Source organism: Nocardiopsis alba (assembly GCF_000710955.1).
In the GTDB taxonomy this organism is placed as follows: Bacteria; Actinomycetota; Actinomycetes; order Streptosporangiales; family Streptosporangiaceae; genus Nocardiopsis; species Nocardiopsis alba.
The window spans coordinates 378,040-397,488 of sequence record NZ_BAZE01000003.1 but is presented as its reverse complement, the minus strand read 5'-3'; the positions used below and the strand labels follow the sequence as shown (position 1 = coordinate 397,488).

Sequence of the window (19,449 nt, the reverse complement as noted above, 5' to 3'; positions counted from 1 at the left end):
GGTATGTGTTGCATGTCACCTGTTCGTGAATCGGTGAAACTTATATGATTTTGCTTAACTGTCGTTTAACAAAACAGAACAATAACGAGTGAATCAAGAACGTGGCGGCGGATCGCCCCGCGTTCGACGCACCTCACGTATCCCCCGCCTGGAAAGGTTGACCTCGGGCATGAGCGATGACAAAGAGCGCACGGTGGAGCTCCACTACGAGGGCGGCGTGCTGAAGCTGCCGGTTTTCACCGGTACCGAGGGTGAGAGCACCATCGAGCTGAAGACCCTGCTGGGGTCGACCGGTATGACGACCCTGGACCCGGGGTTCGGCAACACCGCCTCGTGCAGCTCGAAGATCACCTACATCGATGGGGCGGCCGGGATCCTGCGTTACCGCGGGTATTCGATCGAGGACCTCGCCGTCAACAGCAACTTCCTCGAGGTGGCCTACCTCGTGATCTACGGTGAGCTCCCCGAGCCCGCCCAGCTCAAGGAATTCTCCGACAAGCTGCGTGACAACGCCGACATCCCGGCCGAGATGAGCGCGTTCATCGACGCGATGCCGCGCAACGGTCACCCGATGTCGCTGATGGCCAGTGCCGTCAACACCCTCGCCGCCTACTACGACGACAGCGTCGACCCTTCGGACGACGCCCAGGTGGAACTCGCCACGATCCGGCTGATGGCCAAGCTGCCGACGATCGCGGCCCGTATCTACCGCAACTCGATCGGTGAGGCCCCGATCGGTCCGGACGACTCGCTCGGCTACGTCGACAACTTCATCCGGATGACCTTCGGCGACAACGCCGCGAGCGGCGAGCTGGGCGACCTGTTCAGCAAGGCCGTCGACATGCTGCTCATCCTGCACGCCGACCACGAGCTGAACTGTTCGACCGCCACCGTGCGCGTCGTCGGCTCCTCGCAGGCGGACATCTTCGCCAGCGTCGCCTCCGGTATCAACGCCCTCTCCGGCCCCTCCCACGGTGGCGCCAACCAGGCCGTCCTGGAGATGCTGGAGGAGATCCGCGACTCCGGTATCTCCATCGACGACTTCCTCGAGCGCGTCAAGGCCCGCGAGGTCCGCCTCATGGGCTTCGGTCACCGGGTCTACAAGAACTTCGACCCGCGCAGCAAGGAGATCAAGGTTCTGGCCAGCCAGATCCTGGACCGGGACGAGAACCCGGACGAGCTCTTCGAGCTGGCCCTCAAGCTCGAGGCCGCCGCCCTCGAGGACTCGTACTTCACCGAGCGCAAGCTCTACCCGAACGTCGACTTCTACACCGGCGTCATCTACCGCACCATGGGCTTCCCGACCAACATGTTCACCGTGTTGTTCGCCATCGGCCGTCTGCCCGGCTGGGTCGCCCACTACCGCGAGCAGCTCCACGACCCGGCCTTCCGGATCGCGCGCCCGCGCCAGCACTACATCGGCTCCGGCGAGCGTCGTTACCCCGGTCAGGGCTAGCCGCGCCCGAACGCCCCTCGCGGGCACACGCGTGACCGCCCGCCCACGTCGACGACGTGGGCGGGCGATCGTGTGTCCGGGGGTCGCGTGGGTCACGTGAGACGGGTGTAGAACCTCCCTTTCCTTGTCCTTTGCGTACTTTCTGTCATCAGTGTGCGACGTTGAGGGAAGTGGCAAAGAGCAACCCCGTACAGATGCGGGGCCGCACGAGGGGGGATCTGCTCATGGTCCGGAACGCGTTGGCCGGTGACATGCTCGGTGAGCTGAGCCGGCACTGGTGGGTCTTGGTCGTACGCGGTGGCGCGGCCGTGATCTTCGGCCTTCTGGCCCTGATCTGGCCCGGGATGACCCTGCTGGCCCTGGCCATCGTCTTCGGTGTCTACGCGCTCGTGGACGGCATCGCCCTGGGAGTCTTCGCCTACCGGGCGGAGCCGGGCACGAGGACGCCTCTGATCGTCCAGTCGGTGATCGGCGTCCTGCTCGGTCTGGGGGCGCTCTTCTGGCCGGTCGTCGCGATCCTCGCCCTGGTCTTCCTGATCGGTGCCTGGGCGATCGTCACCGGTATCGCCGAGATGGTCACGGCCGTACGGTTGCGCTCCCGCATCGACTCCGAATGGATGCTGATCTTCGTCGGAGCCCTGTCGGTGATCTTCGGTCTGATGCTGTGGTTCTGGCCGTTGGCCGGCGCCCAGGCCGTCGTCCTCGTGGTCGCGGTCTACGCGATCGTCTTCGGTGTGGTCATGGCCGTGGCCGGCTTCCGTCTGAAGGGGTCGGCCGACACCCTCGCCGAGGACGAGGGCGGCGCGATGACCGCGGACGCCGACGATCGGACGACCGCCGAGACGGAGGGGACCTCCGAGGAGGAGCGGGAGGTGAGCCCCTTCGACGAGGGGTACGCCGACGGTTACCGCGCCGGCTACGAAGGCGACCGGAACGCCCCGCGTGAGAACACCGAGGAGAACGAGACGGTCGACCCGAGGGCGGGGCGTCACCGCGCGCCGAAGAAGCGCCCCGACGACCCCGGCGCCCTCTGAGAGGATTCCAGGGGGTACGTCCCACCGAGATCGATCGAGGGCCGAGTCGGCCGTCCCGGAGGATCGGGGCGATCGGCTCGGCCCTCCTCCGTGTCCCGGCCCGTCCGGGCGCCACCCCCAGAGAACGTAAGGACCCCTCATGGACCATCTCGTCGTCGTCACCGGAGGCCCGGGTTCGGGCAAGACGACGCTCATCGATCACCTGGCCGGGCTCGGGTACGCGCGTACGGTGGAGGCCGGGCGGGCGATCATCCGCGACCAGCGGGACATCGACGGCCCGGGTCTGGCCTGGCGGGACGACGCCCTCTTCGCGGAACTGATGCTCTCCTGGGAGATCCGTTCGCACCGCGAGGCCTCCCTCCTCGACGGGCCGGTCTTCTGTGATCGGGGCGTGCCCGATCTGATCGGCTACCACCTCCTGCGAGGGCGTCCCGTCCCCGAGCACGTACGGGAGGCCGCCCGGCTGTTCCGCTATCACCGTCGCGTCCTCCTCGCCCCGCCCTGGCCGGAGATCTTCTCCGGAGACGGAGAACGGCACCAGTCCCCGGAGGAGGCCGAACGCACCTTCGAGGCGATGCGCGAGGCCTACCCCTCCTGCGGCTACGAGGTCGTCCTCCTGCCCAGGGTCCCCGTAGTCGAGCGGGCCCGCTTCGTTCTGGACACCCTCGCCCGGGGATGACCGGATCGGCGGAACACCTCGGGGGAGCCCTCGACACACGTGTGGCCGTACGTGGCCGTAACGCGGGAATCCCTTGTGGTTCGGGGGGTGCGACGCCACACTCGTTCTAAGCACGAAGAGTGGAGAGTCGGAGTACGGCGGCTCGGTGGGGGTGATCCGGCAGGTGGCGAGCGCGTCCGAATTCGACAGACCGGCCATGAGCTGGGAGGGGATCGATCACGCGCTCAACCGCGTTCGCGGTGAGGCGGCGCGCGTCGCCCTCGATCTCGCCGAACTGGACCGGCACGGGGCCTATCGCCTGATCCAGGGCGCCGATCTGACCGGTGAGACCAGACGCCGCTGGGAACCGGAGATCGCCCGGGTCCAACGCCTGTGGAAGAGCCACGAGGCCTTCTCCGCCGTGGTCGAGCGCGCCGCTCACGTACGCGGTGCCGGCGGTGAGGATCCACGGGCCGAACTCGATCTCCTCCTCACCGGTGCGTCCGTCGCCCTTCCCACGGGCGAGAACGTCGCCCCGGCCGAAGCGATCGCCCGGATGACCGGCGACTACGAGGCCGTCACGGAGACCGTCTCCGCGATCGAGACGGCGTGGGACGTCCTCCAACCCAGGCTCGGCGAGCTGGAGGCCATGTGGAAGGAGGTCTGCACCCTCTCGGACATGGTCGAACTGCCCGCGGACGCCCATGAAGGGCTTCGGGAGAACCTGGAACGGATCGGGGAGACCGTGCACGGCGACCCGCTCGCCCTGGTCGTCGACGACGGTGTGGACACCTCCGCGCTGCTCCTGCTCCGGGACGCCCTGGACCGGACACGCGGCGAGCTCCGCGACGCCCTGCGCATGCGCGACTCCTATGAGGAGAGCGTCCGGCGGCTCACCTGGGCCATCGACGACGTCGAACAGGCCGCCCTGCGCACCGAGAGGCTTCGCGCCCGCGTGGTCGAGAAGATCTCCTCTCCGGAGGCGAGCGAACGCCTCGACCCGGTCCCCGGCCTTCGGGCCGCGGTCGCCGAGATGGACGAGCTGCGCGACCGGGGGGACTGGCGGGAGCTGGGAAGCCGGCTGGGCCGGATCCAGCAGGCCGTCCACGACGTCGAGGACGCCCTCCGCGAGCAGGGTCGGGTCCTCACCGAACTCCTTCAGCGCCGGGCGGAACTGCGCGGGCGGTTGGACTCCTGCCGGGCCCGAGCGGCGCGTCTGGGGCTGGACGGTCACCGTCGTCTCGTCGCCCCGTACGTACGCGCGCACTGGGAACTGTGGAGCGCGCCCAGCGATCTGAGGGCGGCCACCACGGCCCTGACCGTGTACGACAGGACGCTCCGAGAACTCGCGAACGGCCGGGACCCGGACGGCGAGGCCGGGGACCGGGACGGTGCGAGCGGATGAGCGAGTGCGCGTCCCCCGGGTGTCGGGGGCGGATCGAGGACGGCTTCTGCGACGTGTGCGGGCTGGAGCCCGTCGGGACGGACCGGGAGCAGGGGCCGCGGCGCCCCGCGCCGGTGCCGAGCCCCGGCGAACCCTTCGCGTTCTCACATCCGATCGGTTCCGATGACATCCGGATCTCGGGCCGATCCGACCCCGGAAGCGTCTCCGACACCTTGGACGGCGGGCGCGGGGTACGTTCCCTCGGGCGCGGCGCCCGGCGCGGCATGCTCGGCATGGGTCTGGTCCAGATCCCGCCGGTCCCGACGAAGGATCCCTCCGAGGCGATCATGGTCGCGCCGGTCGTGTCGGAGAAGAACCGCTTCTGCGGCGGCTGCGGCGATCAGGTCGGTCGGGCCCTCGGAGACCGGCCGGGGCGCACCGAGGGCTTCTGCCGCCAGTGCGGCGCCCAGTTCTCCTTCGTCCCCAAACTGGTCAGGGGAGACGTGGTCGGAGGGCAGTACGAGGTGCTCGGCTGCCTGGCCCACGGCGGGCTCGGTTGGATCTATCTGGCCCGGGACCGCAACGTCAACGACCGGTGGGTCGTGCTCAAAGGGCTGCTCAACGCGGGAGACGCGGAGGCGCACAAGGCGGCCGCGGCCGAGCGCGCCTTCCTCTCCGAGGTCGAGCACCCCAACATCGTCAAGATCATCAACTTCTCCCAACATCCGGACCCGCGCACCGGCATCCCCGGCGGGCACATCGTCATGGAGTACGTGGGGGGCAAATCCCTGCGGCAACTTCTGGAGGAGCGCAGGGAGCAGGGCACCGGGACCGAGGTCCTACCGGTCGAACAGGTCATCGCCTATGGGCTGGAGTGTCTGAGGGCGCTGGGCCATCTGCACACCAGGGGCCTGCTCTACTGCGACTTCAAGCCGGACAACGTCATCCAGAGCGAGGAGTTCATCAAGCTCATCGACCTGGGCGGGGTCCGACGGATGGACGACACCGTCAGCCCGGTCTACACCACCCCCGGCTATCGGGTCCCCGAGGCCGAGCTCCGGGGGCCCGGCCCCAGCGTGAGCGCGGACCTGTACTCCGTGGGCCGGACCCTGGCCGTGCTCTCCCTCCACTTCCCCTTCTCCCGCGAGCACCTCCACAGCCTCCCGTCCGCGCACGAGGCCCCCCTGCTCAGGCGCCACGAGTCCTTCGACCGTTTCCTTCGCCGGGCCACCCACCTGTCGCCCGACGTCCGCTTCCACGACGCGGGGGACATGGCCGATCAGCTCACCGGGGTGCTGCGCGAGGTCCTCTCCGACATCGAGGGCACGCCCCACGCCGCGGCCTCGGTGCTCTTCGGCCCGGAGAACTACACCGGCGGGGCCGAGACCGGGACGCGCGACGTCGACCGCGTGCTCGCCCCGCCCTCGCCCACCGAGGCCTCCGCCCTGCTGCCCGCGCCCCTGATCGACCAGTCCGACCCCGCGGCGCAGCTCCTGCGCGGATTCGCCGGCATGCCCGCCACCGAGCTGATCCCGACCCTCCGATCGGCCACGGAGCTCACCCCGGAGACGCTGCTGGCCCTCACCCGGGCGCTGCTGGCCGTCGGCGACCACGGCGCCGCCCTCGACGTCCTCCAGAGGTTCAGCACCACGATCCCCGGCGACTGGCGCACCATGTGGTACCTGGCCGTGGCCGAGTTGAGCATGGGGCGCTTCCACGAGGCACGGGACCACTTCGACGAGCTCTACGCCCATCTGCCCGGGGAGAGCGCGCCCAAGCTCGGACTGGCCATCGCCTGTGAACGCACGGGGGAGCACGAGATCGCGGCCCGGCAGTACGCGACGGTGTGGTCCACCGACCACTCCTATGTGAGCGCCGCCTTCGGCCTGGCCCGGATCCGTATCGCCCAGGGCGATCGGGCCTCGGCCCTGCGGGTCCTGGACACGGTGCCCGAACTGTCCAGCCTGTACGTTCGTGCCCAGACCGCCCTGATCTCCCTGCTCGCCACCGAGGACGGTGACGGCACCGACCTCATCAGGGCGGGGGAACGGTTGGAGCGGCTCGGCCTGGACGGGGAGTCCACCGACCGGCTGGCGGTCCGGGTCCTGGAGTCGGCCCTGGCCTGGCTGGAGGAGGGGGGAGTCCCTCCGCCCGATGGCCTGCTCCTGGGCGGCCCGTTCACCTCGCGGGGTGTCCGGACCGACCTGGAACGGCGCTACCGTTCTCTGGCGCATCGGTCCGGGAGGCTCGCGGAACGCTACCGACTCGTCGACAGGGCGAACTCCCGGCGCCCTGTGACGCTGTGGTGAGAAGCGAAGGAACGGCGATGACGATGGTGCGGTGTCCCGCATGCTCCGACCGTGTGTCGGCGGGCGATGTCTTCTGCGAGGGCTGCGGCCGCGGTCTTCCGGAGGAGGTGCGCGCGCGTGCCTCCGCGGAGGCCGGGCGGGACGGGCGTTCGAACGGGGACGCGCAGGAGACCAAGGTGCTGTCCTTGGACGATATGCCCACCGTCCCCCAGGAGAGTCTGGCCGGGGCGACCCCGGACGACCTTCGCGAGGAACCCGACGCGCAGGTCACCCTGAACATCCGGCGCGACACCGTCGTTCCGGGACCGGAGCGGGGGAGCGGCCCCGCCCCGACCGAGGCGGAACGGCCTCGCCTCTCGACCGGTGGAGCGTCCTCGACGGACGACCCCGGTCGCTGCGCCTGGTGTCCCGGACGGGTCGTCACCGGCTACTGCGAGAAGTGCGCCCTCCTGCAACCCTCGGGGCGCGACCACGTCGAGACGCGGGCGGGCGTGGCCCACGGGGTGAGCGATCGGGGGCTGCGACACAGGCGCAACGAGGACGCCATGGCGATCCGCGCGGTCGCGGACGACGCCCCCCACGCTCCGGGCACCATCGTCGCCGTCGTGTGCGACGGGGTGTCCAGTTCGCCCCGCTCGGACGAGGCCTCCAGGGTCACCGCGGAGGCGGGCGTGGCGGTGCTCGCCGAAGGGATGCGTCGAGGCGTCGAGCCCCGCGAGGCCACCGGTGAGGCCATGACCCGCGCGGCACGGGCCGTCTCCGCCATCGCGGACTCCCCCTCCTCGGCCCCGGCCTGCACGTTCGTGTCGGCGGTCGTTGACCCCGGAGCGGGCACGGTCACCGTGGGGTGGGTCGGGGACAGTCGCGCCTACTGGCTCGCCGACGGCCCCGGCTCCAGCCCCTCGACCCTGCTCACCAGGGACGACTCCTGGAGCGAGGCGATGGTGCAGATGGGAGCCCTCTCCCGCGAGGAGGCCATGCGTTCGGGCAACGCCCACGCGCTCATCGCATGGATGGGGGCGGACTCGGGCGAGATCGACGCGCACGTGTCCACCGTGGCCCCGACCGGGCCGGGTGCCGTCGTGCTGTGCAGCGACGGTCTCTGGAACTACCACCCGGAGGCGCGTGAGCTGGCCGAGGCCGTGCCCCACGCCAGCGAACGGCCTCGGGAGGCCGCGCGTACCTACGTCGAACTCGCCCTACGGGCGGGAGGCAAGGACAACATCACGGTCGTCGTCATCCCCGTATCCCCGGGAGGTGCCCGTGTCGCGCACGCCTGACCTCGGCACCGAACCGGAGTTCCGGGTCGAGGTCCTCCAGAACCCCTGCCTGCCGCCGGGCGGAGGGCAGGTGCACGCCATCGTGAACGTGTCCTCGCGGGGGCCGGAGTCCGTCGATCCCTCCGTGCGTGCCTGCGAGGTGATCATCGTCGACACCTCCGGCTCCATGTACGGCGAGAAGATCGAGGCGGCCGGACGGGCGGCGCGCGCGGCTGTCGAGACGCTGCGCGACGGGGTCCGGTTCGCGGTGATCGGCGGCTCCCACGAGGCGCGGATGATCTACCCGCGTGACGAACGGACGGTGGAGCTCGACGCCTCGACCCGGGCCGAGGCCCTGGAGGCGTTGAGAGGGTTGGAGGCGGACGGCGGCACCCGGATGGGGGTCTGGCTGACCAGGGCCGCGCGCCTGTTCGAGGGTGTCGACGGCATCAAACACGCCATCCTTCTCACCGATGGTCGCAACAACGAGATGTTCGACTCCTTCGAGGAGGTGCTCCGGCGGTTCGAGGGCGCGTTCGTCTGCGACTGTCGCGGTGTGGGCACCGACTGGGACGTGGAGGAGCTGCGCCGGATCGACTCCGCGTTCCTCGGCTCCGGCCCCGACATCATCGCCGATCCCGCCGACATGGCGGCCGACTTCCGGGCGATGACCCGGACCTCCATGAGCAAGACGGTGGCCGATGTGGCGCTACGGCTGTGGACCCCGAAGAACTCCATCGTGCGCTACGTCAAGCAGGTCGCGCCCACCGTCCAGGACCTCACCGAACGCGGTGTCGAACGGGTCCCGATGGCCCGCGACCACCCCACCGGATCGTGGGGTACCGAGAACCGCGACTATCACATCTGCGTCGAGGTGGAACCGGGAGCCCCGGGTCGACGCCTGCGCGCCGGATGGGTGCGCGTGGTCCTGCCCGGCCCCACACCGGAGCAGGACCGGATCCCGGCCTCGGGGAACATCCTCGCCGAATGGACCGCCGACGAGGACCGCACCACCGGGATCCACACCCGGGTGGCCCACTACACCGGCCGGGTCGAGATGGCCCGGGCGATCCAGGACGGGCTCGCGGCCCGGCGCGGAGGAGACGAGGCGACCGCCACCACTCGGCTCGGACGCGCCGTGGAGCTCGCGCACGGGGCGGGGGACGAGGAGACGCAGAGGCTGCTCGGACGGGTCGTCGACGTGCTCGATCCGTCCACCGGGACCGTCCGTCTCAAATCCGGCGTCGACAAGGTCGACGAGATGACCCTCGACATCGACTCGACTCGGACCGTACGCACACGACCCCGGATGAACGGACGGGTCGGCGACGGTACCCCCGGACCCGTGTAGGAGGGACCCATGCCGAGTTGCCCGTCCGGGCATCACTCCACGGCCATCGACTTCTGTGACATCTGTGGGCGACGCCTTCGGGCCCCGTCCGACACACCCCCCACCCCGGCGTGGCACGGTCCCGCCGGCCCGCCCCGCCCCCCGCCCCCCGGATCCGCGCAGCGAGGAGGCCCCTGCCCTGAGTGCCGCACGCCCCGGATCGGCCGCTTCTGCGAGGAGTGCGGGTACGACTTCTCCGCCCGCGCCGCCGAACCCCCCGTGAACGAGGGCGGCCGAGGGGGAGCGCGTTGGCGTGCGATCGTCGGCGCAGACCCGGCCTACTACCAGTACATGGTGGACCAGGGGATGCTCGACCCCGAACGGATCGTCTTCCCGGTCGGACTCCGTCGACGCGGGGTGCCCCTCGAAGGAGAGCGGGTGCGCGTCGGTCGGGGGAACCGCGCCCGAGGTCTCGTGCCGGAGATCGATCTGGGCGGTACCGGAGGGGACCCCGCCGTCTCCCAGATCCACGCGGTCCTGTTGGCCCGCCCCGGAGGGACCTGGGCCCTGATCGACCCCGGCTCGACCAACGGGACCACGATCAACGGGACCGCCGACCCCATCGGTCGTGACGTCGCGGTCCCCCTCAACGACGGCGACCGGATCTACCTCGGCGCATGGACCGTCATCATCCTCCAGAAAGGGTGGAGCCGTTGAAGTCCCCCGAACCAGAGTCGGGAGCGGGACGTCCCGAACAGGGCGTCTCCCCGCGCCCGATCACGGACCTCTCGGTCCGGAGACTGCGCGGCGGCCGGGCCTGGGCGCTCGCCGCCCTGCGCACCACCCCTGTGCGGGTGTGGACGCTCTCCTTCCTCTGTGTCGTCGCCATCGTGGGGCTGTTCGCGGCCTCGGCCGTCACGCTCGATCGGGCCCGGGGCAGTCTCTCCCTTCTCGGAGAGGAGGCGGGCCCCCAGGCGATGGCCACCACCGAGCTCTATCTGTCGCTGGCCGGAATGGACGCCTGCGTCGCCGACCTGCTGCTCATGGGTACCGACGAGGCCCTCCAGCCCCAGAGGGAGGGGGCCCTGAAACAGTACGAGGCCAACCGGGAGGAGGCGGGTGACGCCATTCTCGAGGCGGCGCTGCTCGCCGAGAGCAAGACCTCCGACGAGGCCGCCCCCGAAGCGGAGGCGAGCGCGAGCGCCACCCACGAGACCGAAGGGACCGGGGAGGCCGGGGGCGACGTGACGCGCGCCGAGGCCGGGGCGGACGAGGGCACGAACGACGATGACGAGAACGTCGGGTCGGAGAACGAGGGCGGGACCACCCAGGATCACAACATCCGGGCCGTCCTGGATCGGATGGGCGCCTACGAGCGGCTGGTCGGGGAGGCGCTCCGGCTCAACGAGATGGCCGGAGCCGCACCCGGGGAGGTGGACCCCGAGGCCCTCGCCGCCTATCGGCAGGCGACCCGGGTGATGCACGAGGAACTCCTGCCCAAGGCCTTCAACCTGGGCCTGGAATCCTCGGCGATCGTGCGCGTCGACCACGAGGAGGGTCGGACCTCGATGCTCCTCGGCCAGGTGTGGGTGGGGGCCGGGGGGATCGCCGCGCTCGTGCTCCTGGTCGGGCTCCAGGTCTATCTGAGAGCACGTTTCCGCCGCCTCCTCAACATCCCCCTGCTCATCGCGAGCGCCGGAACGATCCTGCTCGCCGTCGGGGTCGTCTGGACGCTCGGCAGCGGCTCCGAACAGCAGAGGATCGCCAAGGAGGAGGGGCTGGAGGAGGTCATGGCGTTGGCCCGGGCCGGGGCCGTCAGCATGGACATGCAGGCGGACCAGAGCCGCTACCTCATCGACGTGGAACGCGCCGACAACCACCAACAGGTCTACCTGGAACGTTCCCAACAGGTGCTGTTCCGCCCGGCGGACACCCTGGAGGACTACTACGAGAGGGTCGGAGAGGTGGCCGAGGCCTTCCCCGAGCCCCCCGAGGAACTCGAAGGACTCCAGAACGACCCGGGGGCCCTCGGCTACCTGGGCCGGGGGGACGAGGAGCGGTCCTCGGCGGCACAGGAGGCCAGACTGGCCCGGGTGCTGGACGCCTACGACGATCTCCAGGCCGAGGATCGGGAGATGCGCGAGGCCATGAGGGACGGGGACCTGGAGAAGGCGATCGAGATCCGGTTGGGCGTGATCGGTCCGAAGGAACGGCCGGGTGAGACCGATCCCGAGGAAGGGGCCTTCCAGAGCTACACGGTCGCCTTGGACGGGCTGATCGCCGAGCACCGGGAGAAACGGTTCGACGCCGCGATCGCACGTGGAGAGGCGAGGGTGGCCCCGTGGGTATGGGGCCTTCCGGTCGGCTCCGTGGTCCTACTGGCCCTGGTGGTGGCCGGGGTCCGGCCGCGGCTCGCCGAATATCGCTGACGAGAGACGGGGAACAGCCGTATGTGGTTCAGACATCGCCGGGCGAGGTCCGTCTCGGCCCTGGCCGTCGCCGTCCTGTCGGTGACCTCGGCCTGCTCCGCCGACCGTGAAGAGGAGTCCCTGATCCACGCGGACTCCCTGGTCATCGCGGTCAAGGAGGATCAGCCCAGGCTGGGGGACCGGGGCGAGGACGGAGAGTTGGAGGGTTACGACGTGGACGTGGCCCGCTACATCGCCGACTACATGGGGATCGAGGACGTGGAGTTCATCGGCACCACCTCGGCCCGGCGTGACGGTCTCCTGGCCCGACCCGGACCGGGCGGGTCCCCCACGCCCGAGACCGACCCCACGGGGACGCCCGAGCGGGCCGACATGGTGGTGGCGACCTACTCCATCACCCCCGAACGCAAGACCCGGGTGACCTTCGCCGGTCCGTACTACGTGGCCAAACAGGACATCCTCGTGCGCGCCGACGACGATGAGGTCTTCGAGGCCCGTGATCTGGAGGGTCGCACCATCTGTCAGGGAGAGGGCTCCTACTCGACCTCGCGTATCACCGCCGGCCTCGGCATCGATGTGCGCGAGGAATCGAAGATCGAGAGCTACAGCCGGTGCATCGAGCTCCTGGCCGAGGGCGAGGTGGACGCGGTCTCCACCGACAACCTCATCCTGGCCGGCTTCATGACCGAGTACCCGGGCGAGTTCCGTCTGGTGAACAACCCCTTCACCGACGAGAAGTACGGGGTGGGGCTCCCCTACGGGGACGTGGCCGCCTGCGAGAGGGTCAACGAGGCGATCAGCACGATGTACCGGGACGGGACCGCCGAGGAACTGTTCGAGAAGTGGTTCGAAGGGACCGGTATCGAGGAGTTCGACGAGAACGGTGAGGAGCGGACCTACAACGTGCCGCAGTTCGAGGGCTGCGAATAGCCGGGACCGGCCGTGAGAGCGGGCGGCCGGGGTGGCTCGAAAGAGTCGTATGCAAGATACTGAACCGAATGTAGGACTTTGGAGGCACAGAGGAGGAGTTGTCCGTTGACCATCGTCGAGTTCCTGAAGGCACGTCTGGACGAGGACGAACGTGCGTCCAAGGCCGTGCCCGTGGGATCACGCGGTCGCGAACGAGCGCTGGCCGAGGTGACGGCCAAACGCGGGATCCTCCAGGGTTACACCGAGGCGCACGGCGCGAGCATGCGCATCATCGACGGCTCCGGGGCTCAGGTCGAGGGCGACCCCTGGTCGGAACTCCTGGCCTGGCGGCTGGCCATCAAACACCTGGCCGCCGTCTACCGGGGCCACCCCCACTACGACCCCTCCTGGGAGAAGTAGACCAGGAGGGCCTCGACCGTCGTGACGAGGTCGTGCCCCCGGACGTGAGGCTCGCCGAAGAGTTCGGGGAAACGCCCCTCCAGATGGGACGACCAGCCCGTCACCAGACCGGCGGCCCGCCCGCCCGCCACGTCCCAACCGTGGGCGGTGACCAGACCCGACCGGCCCGGCCCCGCCCCCAAGGCGTCGGCGACGGAGCGATAGGCGGACGGAGAAGGCCTCCACACCCTCGTACCGGTCGTCGGCGGCACCTCCACATCCAGACCCGCGTGCTCCAGGAGCGACCGGGTCCCGGCCTCGTCGAGAGGGCTCGCCACCACCGTCCGTACACCCGCGTTCCGAGCCAGGGAGAGCGCCTCGGCGGCCTCACGGCGCGGTTCGAGCCGGGTGAGACCGGCGACGATGGCGTCCTCGGCGGCCGGGGCGATCTGATGGCCGGTGATGGCCCGCAGCGACCCCCTGGCCACGTCCTCGAAGCCGTGCTCCTCGCCCAGAAGGGCCAGGGCGAACGCGTCCCTCATCAGGTGGTCGCACCAGCGGGCGATCAGGACGCGGGGGATGCCGGCCTCGCGGAACCGCCATTCCAGGGGGCCGAGCGGGAAGAGCGTGTCGAGTACGTCGAACACCAGGGCTTCGGGACGTCCGGTCATCGTGGCTCCAAGGGGGTGGGGGCCGGGTCCCCTCTACCTACCCACCCGCGGTCTCAGAAGACGACGTGGTCGTGGATCTCGTCCTCCAGGTGAGGTGGGAGGTCGGCCCGGATCAGCGCGTCGTGCAGGGAGAGGAACGGGGCCGCCGCACGGGCCCGGTCCAGGGCGAGGGCCTGCTCGTGGGTCAGCCCGGGAAGATCGGCGATCGCCTCGACCGGGGCCCGGTTGAGGTCCACCAGCCCGCCGTCGTCGTAGCCGGTGTCCAGGTCCGGACGCCCCACGCCCAGCTCGCGAGCGGCCCTCGGATCCTCCTCCAGGAGTCTTCGCGCCTCGGCGCGCAGCCGGACCCCGGCGGCGACGCGTCTCATCGCCCGCTCGTTGCGTTCCCGCACGGAGGCGTCCACGGGGCTCTCGTGGTCGATCCCACCGCGCCACCGCTCGTTCCCGGGGTCGTCCTCCGAGGCGGGGGCCTTCGGGGCGCCCTCGTTCGCGAGCGCGCCGTACAGGAGGAACGAGGCGATGAGGGTGATCACGATGTAGCAGCCGGCGACGCTCTTCCAGAGCACGGTGGTCTCGTCGCCGAGGCCGATGTACAGGAAGACCGGGAAGGCACAGACCGCTCCGACCAGGGCCCCCTTGTGCCGGTGGCGCAGACCGATGTAGGCGAAGGTGAAGGGTGCCAGAGCGCCGCAGGTGAGGAAGGTGAGGAGCGTCGGAACACAGCCGACGGGCCTTGTATCCCCCTTCTCCGCCACCGGGTCCTTCCGCGGGGTGTCCGAGGGACGAGAGTGATCGAAGGGGGATGAGGTCGACATGTCGTGATCATATGGTGTGACCTCGGAGAAGACGTCGTCGGCCTCCGGTCGGCGAGCGCACGGTCTCCGTGTGTCCTCGGTGGCCGGTTCCTGCGCATAGGGTTCCTGATGATCTGAGAACGAGCTCGGGAACGGCGACGGGTGCGGAGATGACGGAGACGGTGGGGCGGACGACGGTCGAGGGTATCGACCCGGAGAGACTCCGGGTGTGCCTGGAGGTGTTGGCGAGCTCCGAGGAACTGCCCGACGACCACCCCGACTCGATCACCTTGCAGCGGGCCACGGCCCGACTGTTCAAGAGCCTCAAGGAGCGGCGGCGCAGGGAACGCAGGGAGTCTCGAAAGGTCCACGACGCGGCGGTGTTCGCGGCCACGGCCACGGCGGCACCCGACCGGATCGACGACGAGACCAACGGTCGTGCCCTGACCAGCGGCAGCGCCGGGGCCCTGGCCGGGGTCCTGCGCAAGGCCCGCCCCTGTTACATCTGCAAGCAGAAGTATCAGGAGGTCGACGCCTTCTACCATCAGCTCTGTCCGGAGTGCGCGGCCTTCAACCGGGAACGTCGCGCCGCCAGGACCGACCTGACCGGGCGCAACGCCCTGTTGACCGGTGGCCGGGCCAAGATCGGCATGTACATCGCCCTGAGGCTGCTGCGCGACGGCGCCCACACCACGATCACCACGCGCTTCCCCAACGACGCGGTGCGCCGGTTCGCCGCCATGCCCGACAGCGACCGGTGGCTGCACCGGCTGCGGGTGATCGGCGTGGACCTGCGCGACCCCGGCCAGGTGCTGAGGCTGGCCGACTCGGTGGCGGAGCGGGGGCCACTGGACATCCTCATCAACAACGCCGCGCAGACCGTGCGGCGCTCTCCCGACTCCTACGCGCCGCTCATCGCGGCCGAGGCGGAGCCGCTGACCGGGACCGGGCTCCCCGAACCCCTCGTGCTCGGTGGGGTGCGCCCCCAGGCGCTGGAGAGCGCGGACGAGACGGAGATCGCCCGGGTCGCCCCGCACACGTTGACCCCGGAGATGCTGACCTCGCTGGCGTTGACCACCGGCGCCGCCCACCCGGACCGGGCCCACGCGGGAGGAGCGATCGACGCGGGCGGCCTGGTGCCCGACCTGGCCCCGGTCAACAGCTGGACCCGAAGGGCCGGAGAGATCGACCCGGTGGAGATGCTGGAGGTGCAGCTCTGCAACGTGAGCGCGCCCTTCCTCCTGGTCAACCGGTTGCGCCCGGCGTTGGCGGCCTCCTCGGCCCGTCGTACCTACATCGTCAACGTGTCGGCGATGGAGGGCGTCTTCAACCGCGGCTACAAGGGGCCGGGCCACCCCCACACGAACATGGCCAAGTCCGCTCTGAACCAGCTCACCCGGACCAGCTCCGAGGAGATGCTGGAGAGCGACGGCATCCTCATGACCAGCGTCGACACCGGGTGGATCACCGACGAGCGGCCGCACCCGGAGCGTAAGCGGCTGGCCGAGGCCGGTTTCCACGCCCCGCTGGACCTGGAGGACGGCGCGGCCCGTGTCTACGACCCCATCGTCCGAGGCGAGCTGGGCGAGGACCTGCACGGTTGCTTCCTCAAGGACTACCGCCCGGCCGACTGGTAGGGAGACCGGCCCTCACACGGGTGCGGCCGCCGCCGGAGGGTTCCGGCGGCGGCCGGCGTCGTGCGATCCGGGTCAGGGGCGAAGGACCAGCCGGACCGGGGAACCGACCCGGTTCTGAAGGCGTTCGACGGCCTCGGGCGCCTGCTCCAGGCTGAAGACCCCGCTGATGGAACGGGAGAAGTCCAGCCGGCCCGCGCGTACGAGGTCGACCAACTGGACGACGTCCCGGCCCTCGGAGCCGTAGTGGCCGAGGACCTGTTGCCTCAGATAGCTGAAGCGGGTGCCGTCCTGGACCTCCAACGGCTTGTTGGTCAGCCCCACCAGCACCAGACGGCCGTGTTCCCCCAACACCTGGACGGCCTGTTCACGGACGATCGGCACCCCGGCGAAGTCGAAGGCGACGTCCAGCCCCCGACCGTGGGTGAGCTGACCGATCCTGGTGAGGAAGTCGGCCGAGGTGGAGTCCAGGGCCACGTCGGCGCCGAAGGCGAGCGCCCGTTCACGCGCCTGTTCATCGGGGTCGGCGGCGATGATCGGCGCGGCCCCGGCCAGACGGAGCAACTGGACGGCGTGGGCGCCCAGCCCGCCCACGCCCCACACGCACACCGCCTCGGCGGGACGCACGTCGCCGGTGGTGGTGACCGCCGCCCAAGGGGTGGAGACCGCGTCCGGGATGATCGCCGCCTGCTCGAAGGGGAGATCGTCGGGGATCGGCACGAGCGTGTCCTCGCGCGCCAACGCGTACTCGGCCCACCCGCCGTCGTAGTCCACCCCTCGGGTGAGCACCCGGCCGCGGCGATCGTGCTCGCCGGCCTGGAGCGCGACCCGGTCGCCGACGGAGACGTCGGTGACGTCCGGTCCGGTCTCCTCGACGACCCCGGCCACCTCGTGACCGAGCGTGACCGTGTCGCCCTTCAGGTAGAGCGGGGACAGGCCGCCGTCGATGAGGTGGACATCGGACAGGCACACCCCGGCGGCCTTCACACGAACGAGCACCTGACCGGGGCCCGGCGTCGGACGGGGGACGTCGGTGACGCTCAGGGTCCGATCGGTGATGTTCAACCGGGCCGCGCGCATGGTGGCCATAGGTCATTCCCTCACAGTCGTATCGGCGGCACGATCTCCACCACGATCATCACGCTTCGTGTATTCGGTGGTACGTGGACGACACGGGCGATAAGGGTCAGAACCCGCCTACTTTTTCGTCAAGCGGGCCGATCGGGACGACTCTCCGCTCACGCCATGAGGCCGTTGCGGTAGGCCCAGGCGGCCACCTCCACACGGTTGCGCGCGCCCAGCTTCTCCTGGACCCGGGCCAGATGCGTCTTGACCGTGCTCACGGTGACGTACAGCTCCGAGGCGACCTCGGTGTTGGTGCGACCCTGAGCCACCGAACGCACGATGTCCAGCTCGCGCGGGGTCAACCCGCCCGTGTCCGGGGCCGGGGCCGGCGCCCCCGCCTCGGCGAAGTGCCGGAGCAGCCGGACCGTGATTCGAGGAGAGACCAGCGCGTCCCCACGGGCCGCGGCCCGCACCGCCTCGATCAGCAGCGCGGGTCCGGCGTCCTTGAGGAGGAAGCCGACGGCTCCCCCGGTCAACGCCGCGTGCACGTACTCGTCCATGTCGAAGGTGGTGACCACGACCACCTTCAACGGGTCGACCACACCGGGCCCGGCCAGCCGACGGGTGGCCGAGAGCCCGTCGATCCCCGGCATCCTGATGTCCATGAGGACCACGTCGGGACGCAGCTCCCGGGCGAGCCGGACGGCCTCGACACCGTCCCCGGCCTCGCCCACCACCTCGATGTCGTCCTCGGCGTCCAACATGTAACGGAACCCCGTACGGACCATCTGCTGGTCGTCGGCGAGCAGTACCCGAATCGTCACCGTGTTCGTTCCCTCTCTCCGGATACGGGGATCTCCGCCCGCACCGTCCAGCCCTGCCCGAATCCGTCGGGCCCGGCCGACAACGTACCGCCCAGGATGCGGGCGCGCTCGGCCATGCCGACCAGACCGTGCCCGCCTCCGGAGGGCCCACCGGTCCGTGCTCCTCCCCGACCGTCGTCGGTGATCCGGAGCAGGACCGTGTCGTCGTCGGACTCCACCACCACGGTGACCCGATCCGCTCCGCGCGCGTAGCGCAGGGCGTTGGTCACCGACTCCTGGGCGATACGCAGGATCGCCGTGCCCACCTCCACCGGCAGATCGGCGACGTCGGCGTCCGCGTGCACCGATACCTCAGGACGGCCGGGCGAGGCCGGCGCGGCCAAGGCCGCCAGACCCTCGGCCGGGTCGGGGGCGAGCGGGGCCTCCTCGGGGCCGCGCAGCCGCGAGACCATCCCGCGCATGGACTCCAGCGCCCGGCCGCCCGCCTCCTCGATCTCCGGCAGGGCCTCCCGCACCATCTCCGGTCTGCGGTCGGCCACATGGCGCAGGGCCTGGACCCGCACCACGATCCCGGTCACCTCGTGCGCCACCACGTCGTGCAGATCACGGGCGATGGCCAGCCGTTCCTCGGCACGGATCCGCCGGACCCGGGCGTCACGGTCGACCGCGCGCCAGCGCAGGTACAGCCCGGGGGCCAGGCCGAGCACGGCCACGAGCAGGGCGTTCTCCGCGTCGAGGACGTAGGGCTCGCGCAGGTAGTCGGAGCAGACCGCGAGGAAGACCAGCGTCGCCACCACCGGCATCTGCCAGACCCGACCGCGCAGGGCCACCAGCGACGCGGCCACGACCATGCCGACGCCCTCGGACGCGACGATCGGATAGCCGAAGGTGCCCTTGGGCAGCGGCCACAGCAGAACCGAGGTCGTGATGACGACCAGCGGGACGGCGGCCCCGACGACGAAGGTGGTCCAGTGCCCCCGAGGCGGCCACAGCACGAGGAGGACGAGGACGACGCACACCGCGCCGGAGATCACCGGGGCGAAGTCCATGGCCGAGTGCGGCGGCCCCATCCAGTCGGTGATCCGCCGCGAGGACAGGACCGTCCTCAGATCCAGGGACCACAACGCGGCCATGGCCAGGAACACCAGGAACGCCCCCGTGCGCGCTCCGAGGACGGGCCGGGCGTCGAACGGAAGGTACCTGCTCAATGCCATGGTGGCCAGACTAGGTCGCCGGGCCGGGGCCGACATCCGCCGAAAGGACTAGCGGGTGTCGGACCTTTCCGCTGTTCGGT

17 protein-coding genes are annotated in these 19,449 nt (G+C 70.3%); 12 read left to right on the top strand and 5 right to left on the bottom strand.

Translation table 11 applies throughout. The annotated features are described in order from the left end of the window. Nucleotides 1–169: 169 nt before the first annotated feature. From TR33_RS07535 to TR33_RS07485, 11 genes are all read left to right on the top strand, one after another. Nucleotides 170–1,456: a citrate synthase gene (locus TR33_RS07535; protein WP_026124999.1), complete on the top strand. Its 1,287-nt coding sequence runs from the start codon at nucleotides 170–172 to the stop codon at nucleotides 1,454–1,456. Nucleotides 1,457–1,680: 224 nt separating this feature from the next. Beyond that, the gene (locus tag TR33_RS07530; RefSeq protein WP_014913048.1) at nucleotides 1,681–2,490 is read left to right on the top strand and encodes an HdeD family acid-resistance protein; all 810 of its coding nucleotides are present in this window, start codon (nucleotides 1,681–1,683) and stop codon (nucleotides 2,488–2,490) included. Nucleotides 2,491–2,629: 139 nt separating this feature from the next. Then, nucleotides 2,630–3,169 carry an AAA family ATPase gene (locus TR33_RS07525; RefSeq protein ID WP_042282353.1) on the top strand — a complete coding sequence of 180 codons (540 nt, stop codon included), beginning with the start codon at nucleotides 2,630–2,632 and terminating at the stop codon, nucleotides 3,167–3,169. A gap of 196 nt (nucleotides 3,170–3,365) precedes the next feature. Beyond that, a complete protein-coding gene (locus tag TR33_RS07520) occupies nucleotides 3,366–4,553 on the top strand; it encodes a hypothetical protein (protein ID WP_042282627.1) in 1,188 nt (395 codons plus the stop codon). After that, entirely contained in the window at nucleotides 4,550–6,841 is a 2,292-nt protein-coding gene (locus TR33_RS07515; RefSeq protein ID WP_042282352.1) for a serine/threonine-protein kinase, read from the top strand. The genes TR33_RS07520 and TR33_RS07515 overlap by 4 nt, the downstream gene beginning before the upstream one ends. Nucleotides 6,842–6,858: 17 nt before the next feature. After that, nucleotides 6,859–8,121 (top strand): PP2C family protein-serine/threonine phosphatase, encoded by a 1,263-nt coding sequence (locus TR33_RS07510; RefSeq protein WP_042282349.1) that lies wholly within the window; start codon nucleotides 6,859–6,861, stop codon nucleotides 8,119–8,121. Then, complete coding sequence (locus TR33_RS07505; RefSeq protein ID WP_042282346.1) at nucleotides 8,105–9,451, top strand: vWA domain-containing protein; 1,347 nt, start codon at nucleotides 8,105–8,107, stop codon at nucleotides 9,449–9,451. The genes TR33_RS07510 and TR33_RS07505 overlap by 17 nt, the downstream gene beginning before the upstream one ends. Nucleotides 9,452–9,460: 9 nt before the next feature. Then, a complete protein-coding gene (locus TR33_RS26860; protein WP_026125000.1) occupies nucleotides 9,461–10,147 on the top strand; it encodes an FHA domain-containing protein in 687 nt (228 codons plus the stop codon). Then, complete coding sequence (locus TR33_RS07495; RefSeq protein ID WP_036568006.1) at nucleotides 10,108–11,859, top strand: GlnX family signal transduction membrane protein; 1,752 nt, start codon at nucleotides 10,108–10,110, stop codon at nucleotides 11,857–11,859. The genes TR33_RS26860 and TR33_RS07495 overlap by 40 nt, the downstream gene beginning before the upstream one ends. Before the next feature lie 21 nt (nucleotides 11,860–11,880). Then, nucleotides 11,881–12,789 (top strand): transporter substrate-binding domain-containing protein, encoded by a 909-nt coding sequence (locus TR33_RS07490; RefSeq protein ID WP_042282343.1) that lies wholly within the window; start codon nucleotides 11,881–11,883, stop codon nucleotides 12,787–12,789. Between the two features lie 105 nt (nucleotides 12,790–12,894). Then, nucleotides 12,895–13,188, top strand: coding sequence for a DUF6221 family protein (locus TR33_RS07485; RefSeq protein ID WP_014910635.1), 294 nt, complete (start codon nucleotides 12,895–12,897; stop codon nucleotides 13,186–13,188). Here TR33_RS07485 and TR33_RS07480 read toward each other — a convergent pair. Then, complete coding sequence (locus TR33_RS07480; protein ID WP_042282341.1) at nucleotides 13,164–13,838, bottom strand: HAD family hydrolase; 675 nt, start codon at nucleotides 13,836–13,838, stop codon at nucleotides 13,164–13,166. The genes TR33_RS07485 and TR33_RS07480 overlap by 25 nt on opposite strands. Before the next feature lie 53 nt (nucleotides 13,839–13,891). Then, on the bottom strand, nucleotides 13,892–14,653 hold the full coding sequence (locus tag TR33_RS07475; protein ID WP_017534550.1) for a hypothetical protein: 762 nt from the start codon (nucleotides 14,651–14,653) through the stop codon (nucleotides 13,892–13,894). Nucleotides 14,654–14,802: 149 nt separating this feature from the next. Between TR33_RS07475 and TR33_RS07470 the strand changes: the two genes are divergently transcribed. Further along, entirely contained in the window at nucleotides 14,803–16,269 is a 1,467-nt protein-coding gene (locus TR33_RS07470; RefSeq protein WP_026125002.1) for an SDR family NAD(P)-dependent oxidoreductase, read from the top strand. Between the two features lie 72 nt (nucleotides 16,270–16,341). Here TR33_RS07470 and TR33_RS07465 read toward each other — a convergent pair whose 3' ends face one another. The 3 genes from TR33_RS07465 to TR33_RS07455 all read right to left on the bottom strand — a co-directional run bounded on the left by TR33_RS07465 (nucleotide 16,342) and on the right by TR33_RS07455 (nucleotide 19,369). After that, on the bottom strand, nucleotides 16,342–17,355 hold the full coding sequence (locus tag TR33_RS07465) for a zinc-binding dehydrogenase (protein ID WP_017534552.1): 1,014 nt from the start codon (nucleotides 17,353–17,355) through the stop codon (nucleotides 16,342–16,344). A 149-nt stretch (nucleotides 17,356–17,504) separates the two neighbouring features. Further along, nucleotides 17,505–18,155 carry a response regulator gene (locus TR33_RS07460; protein WP_042282340.1) on the bottom strand — a complete coding sequence of 217 codons (651 nt, stop codon included), beginning with the start codon at nucleotides 18,153–18,155 and terminating at the stop codon, nucleotides 17,505–17,507. Further along, nucleotides 18,152–19,369: a sensor histidine kinase gene (locus TR33_RS07455; protein WP_042282626.1), complete on the bottom strand. Its 1,218-nt coding sequence runs from the start codon at nucleotides 19,367–19,369 to the stop codon at nucleotides 18,152–18,154. The genes TR33_RS07460 and TR33_RS07455 overlap by 4 nt, the downstream gene beginning before the upstream one ends. Nucleotides 19,370–19,449 lie beyond the last annotated feature (80 nt).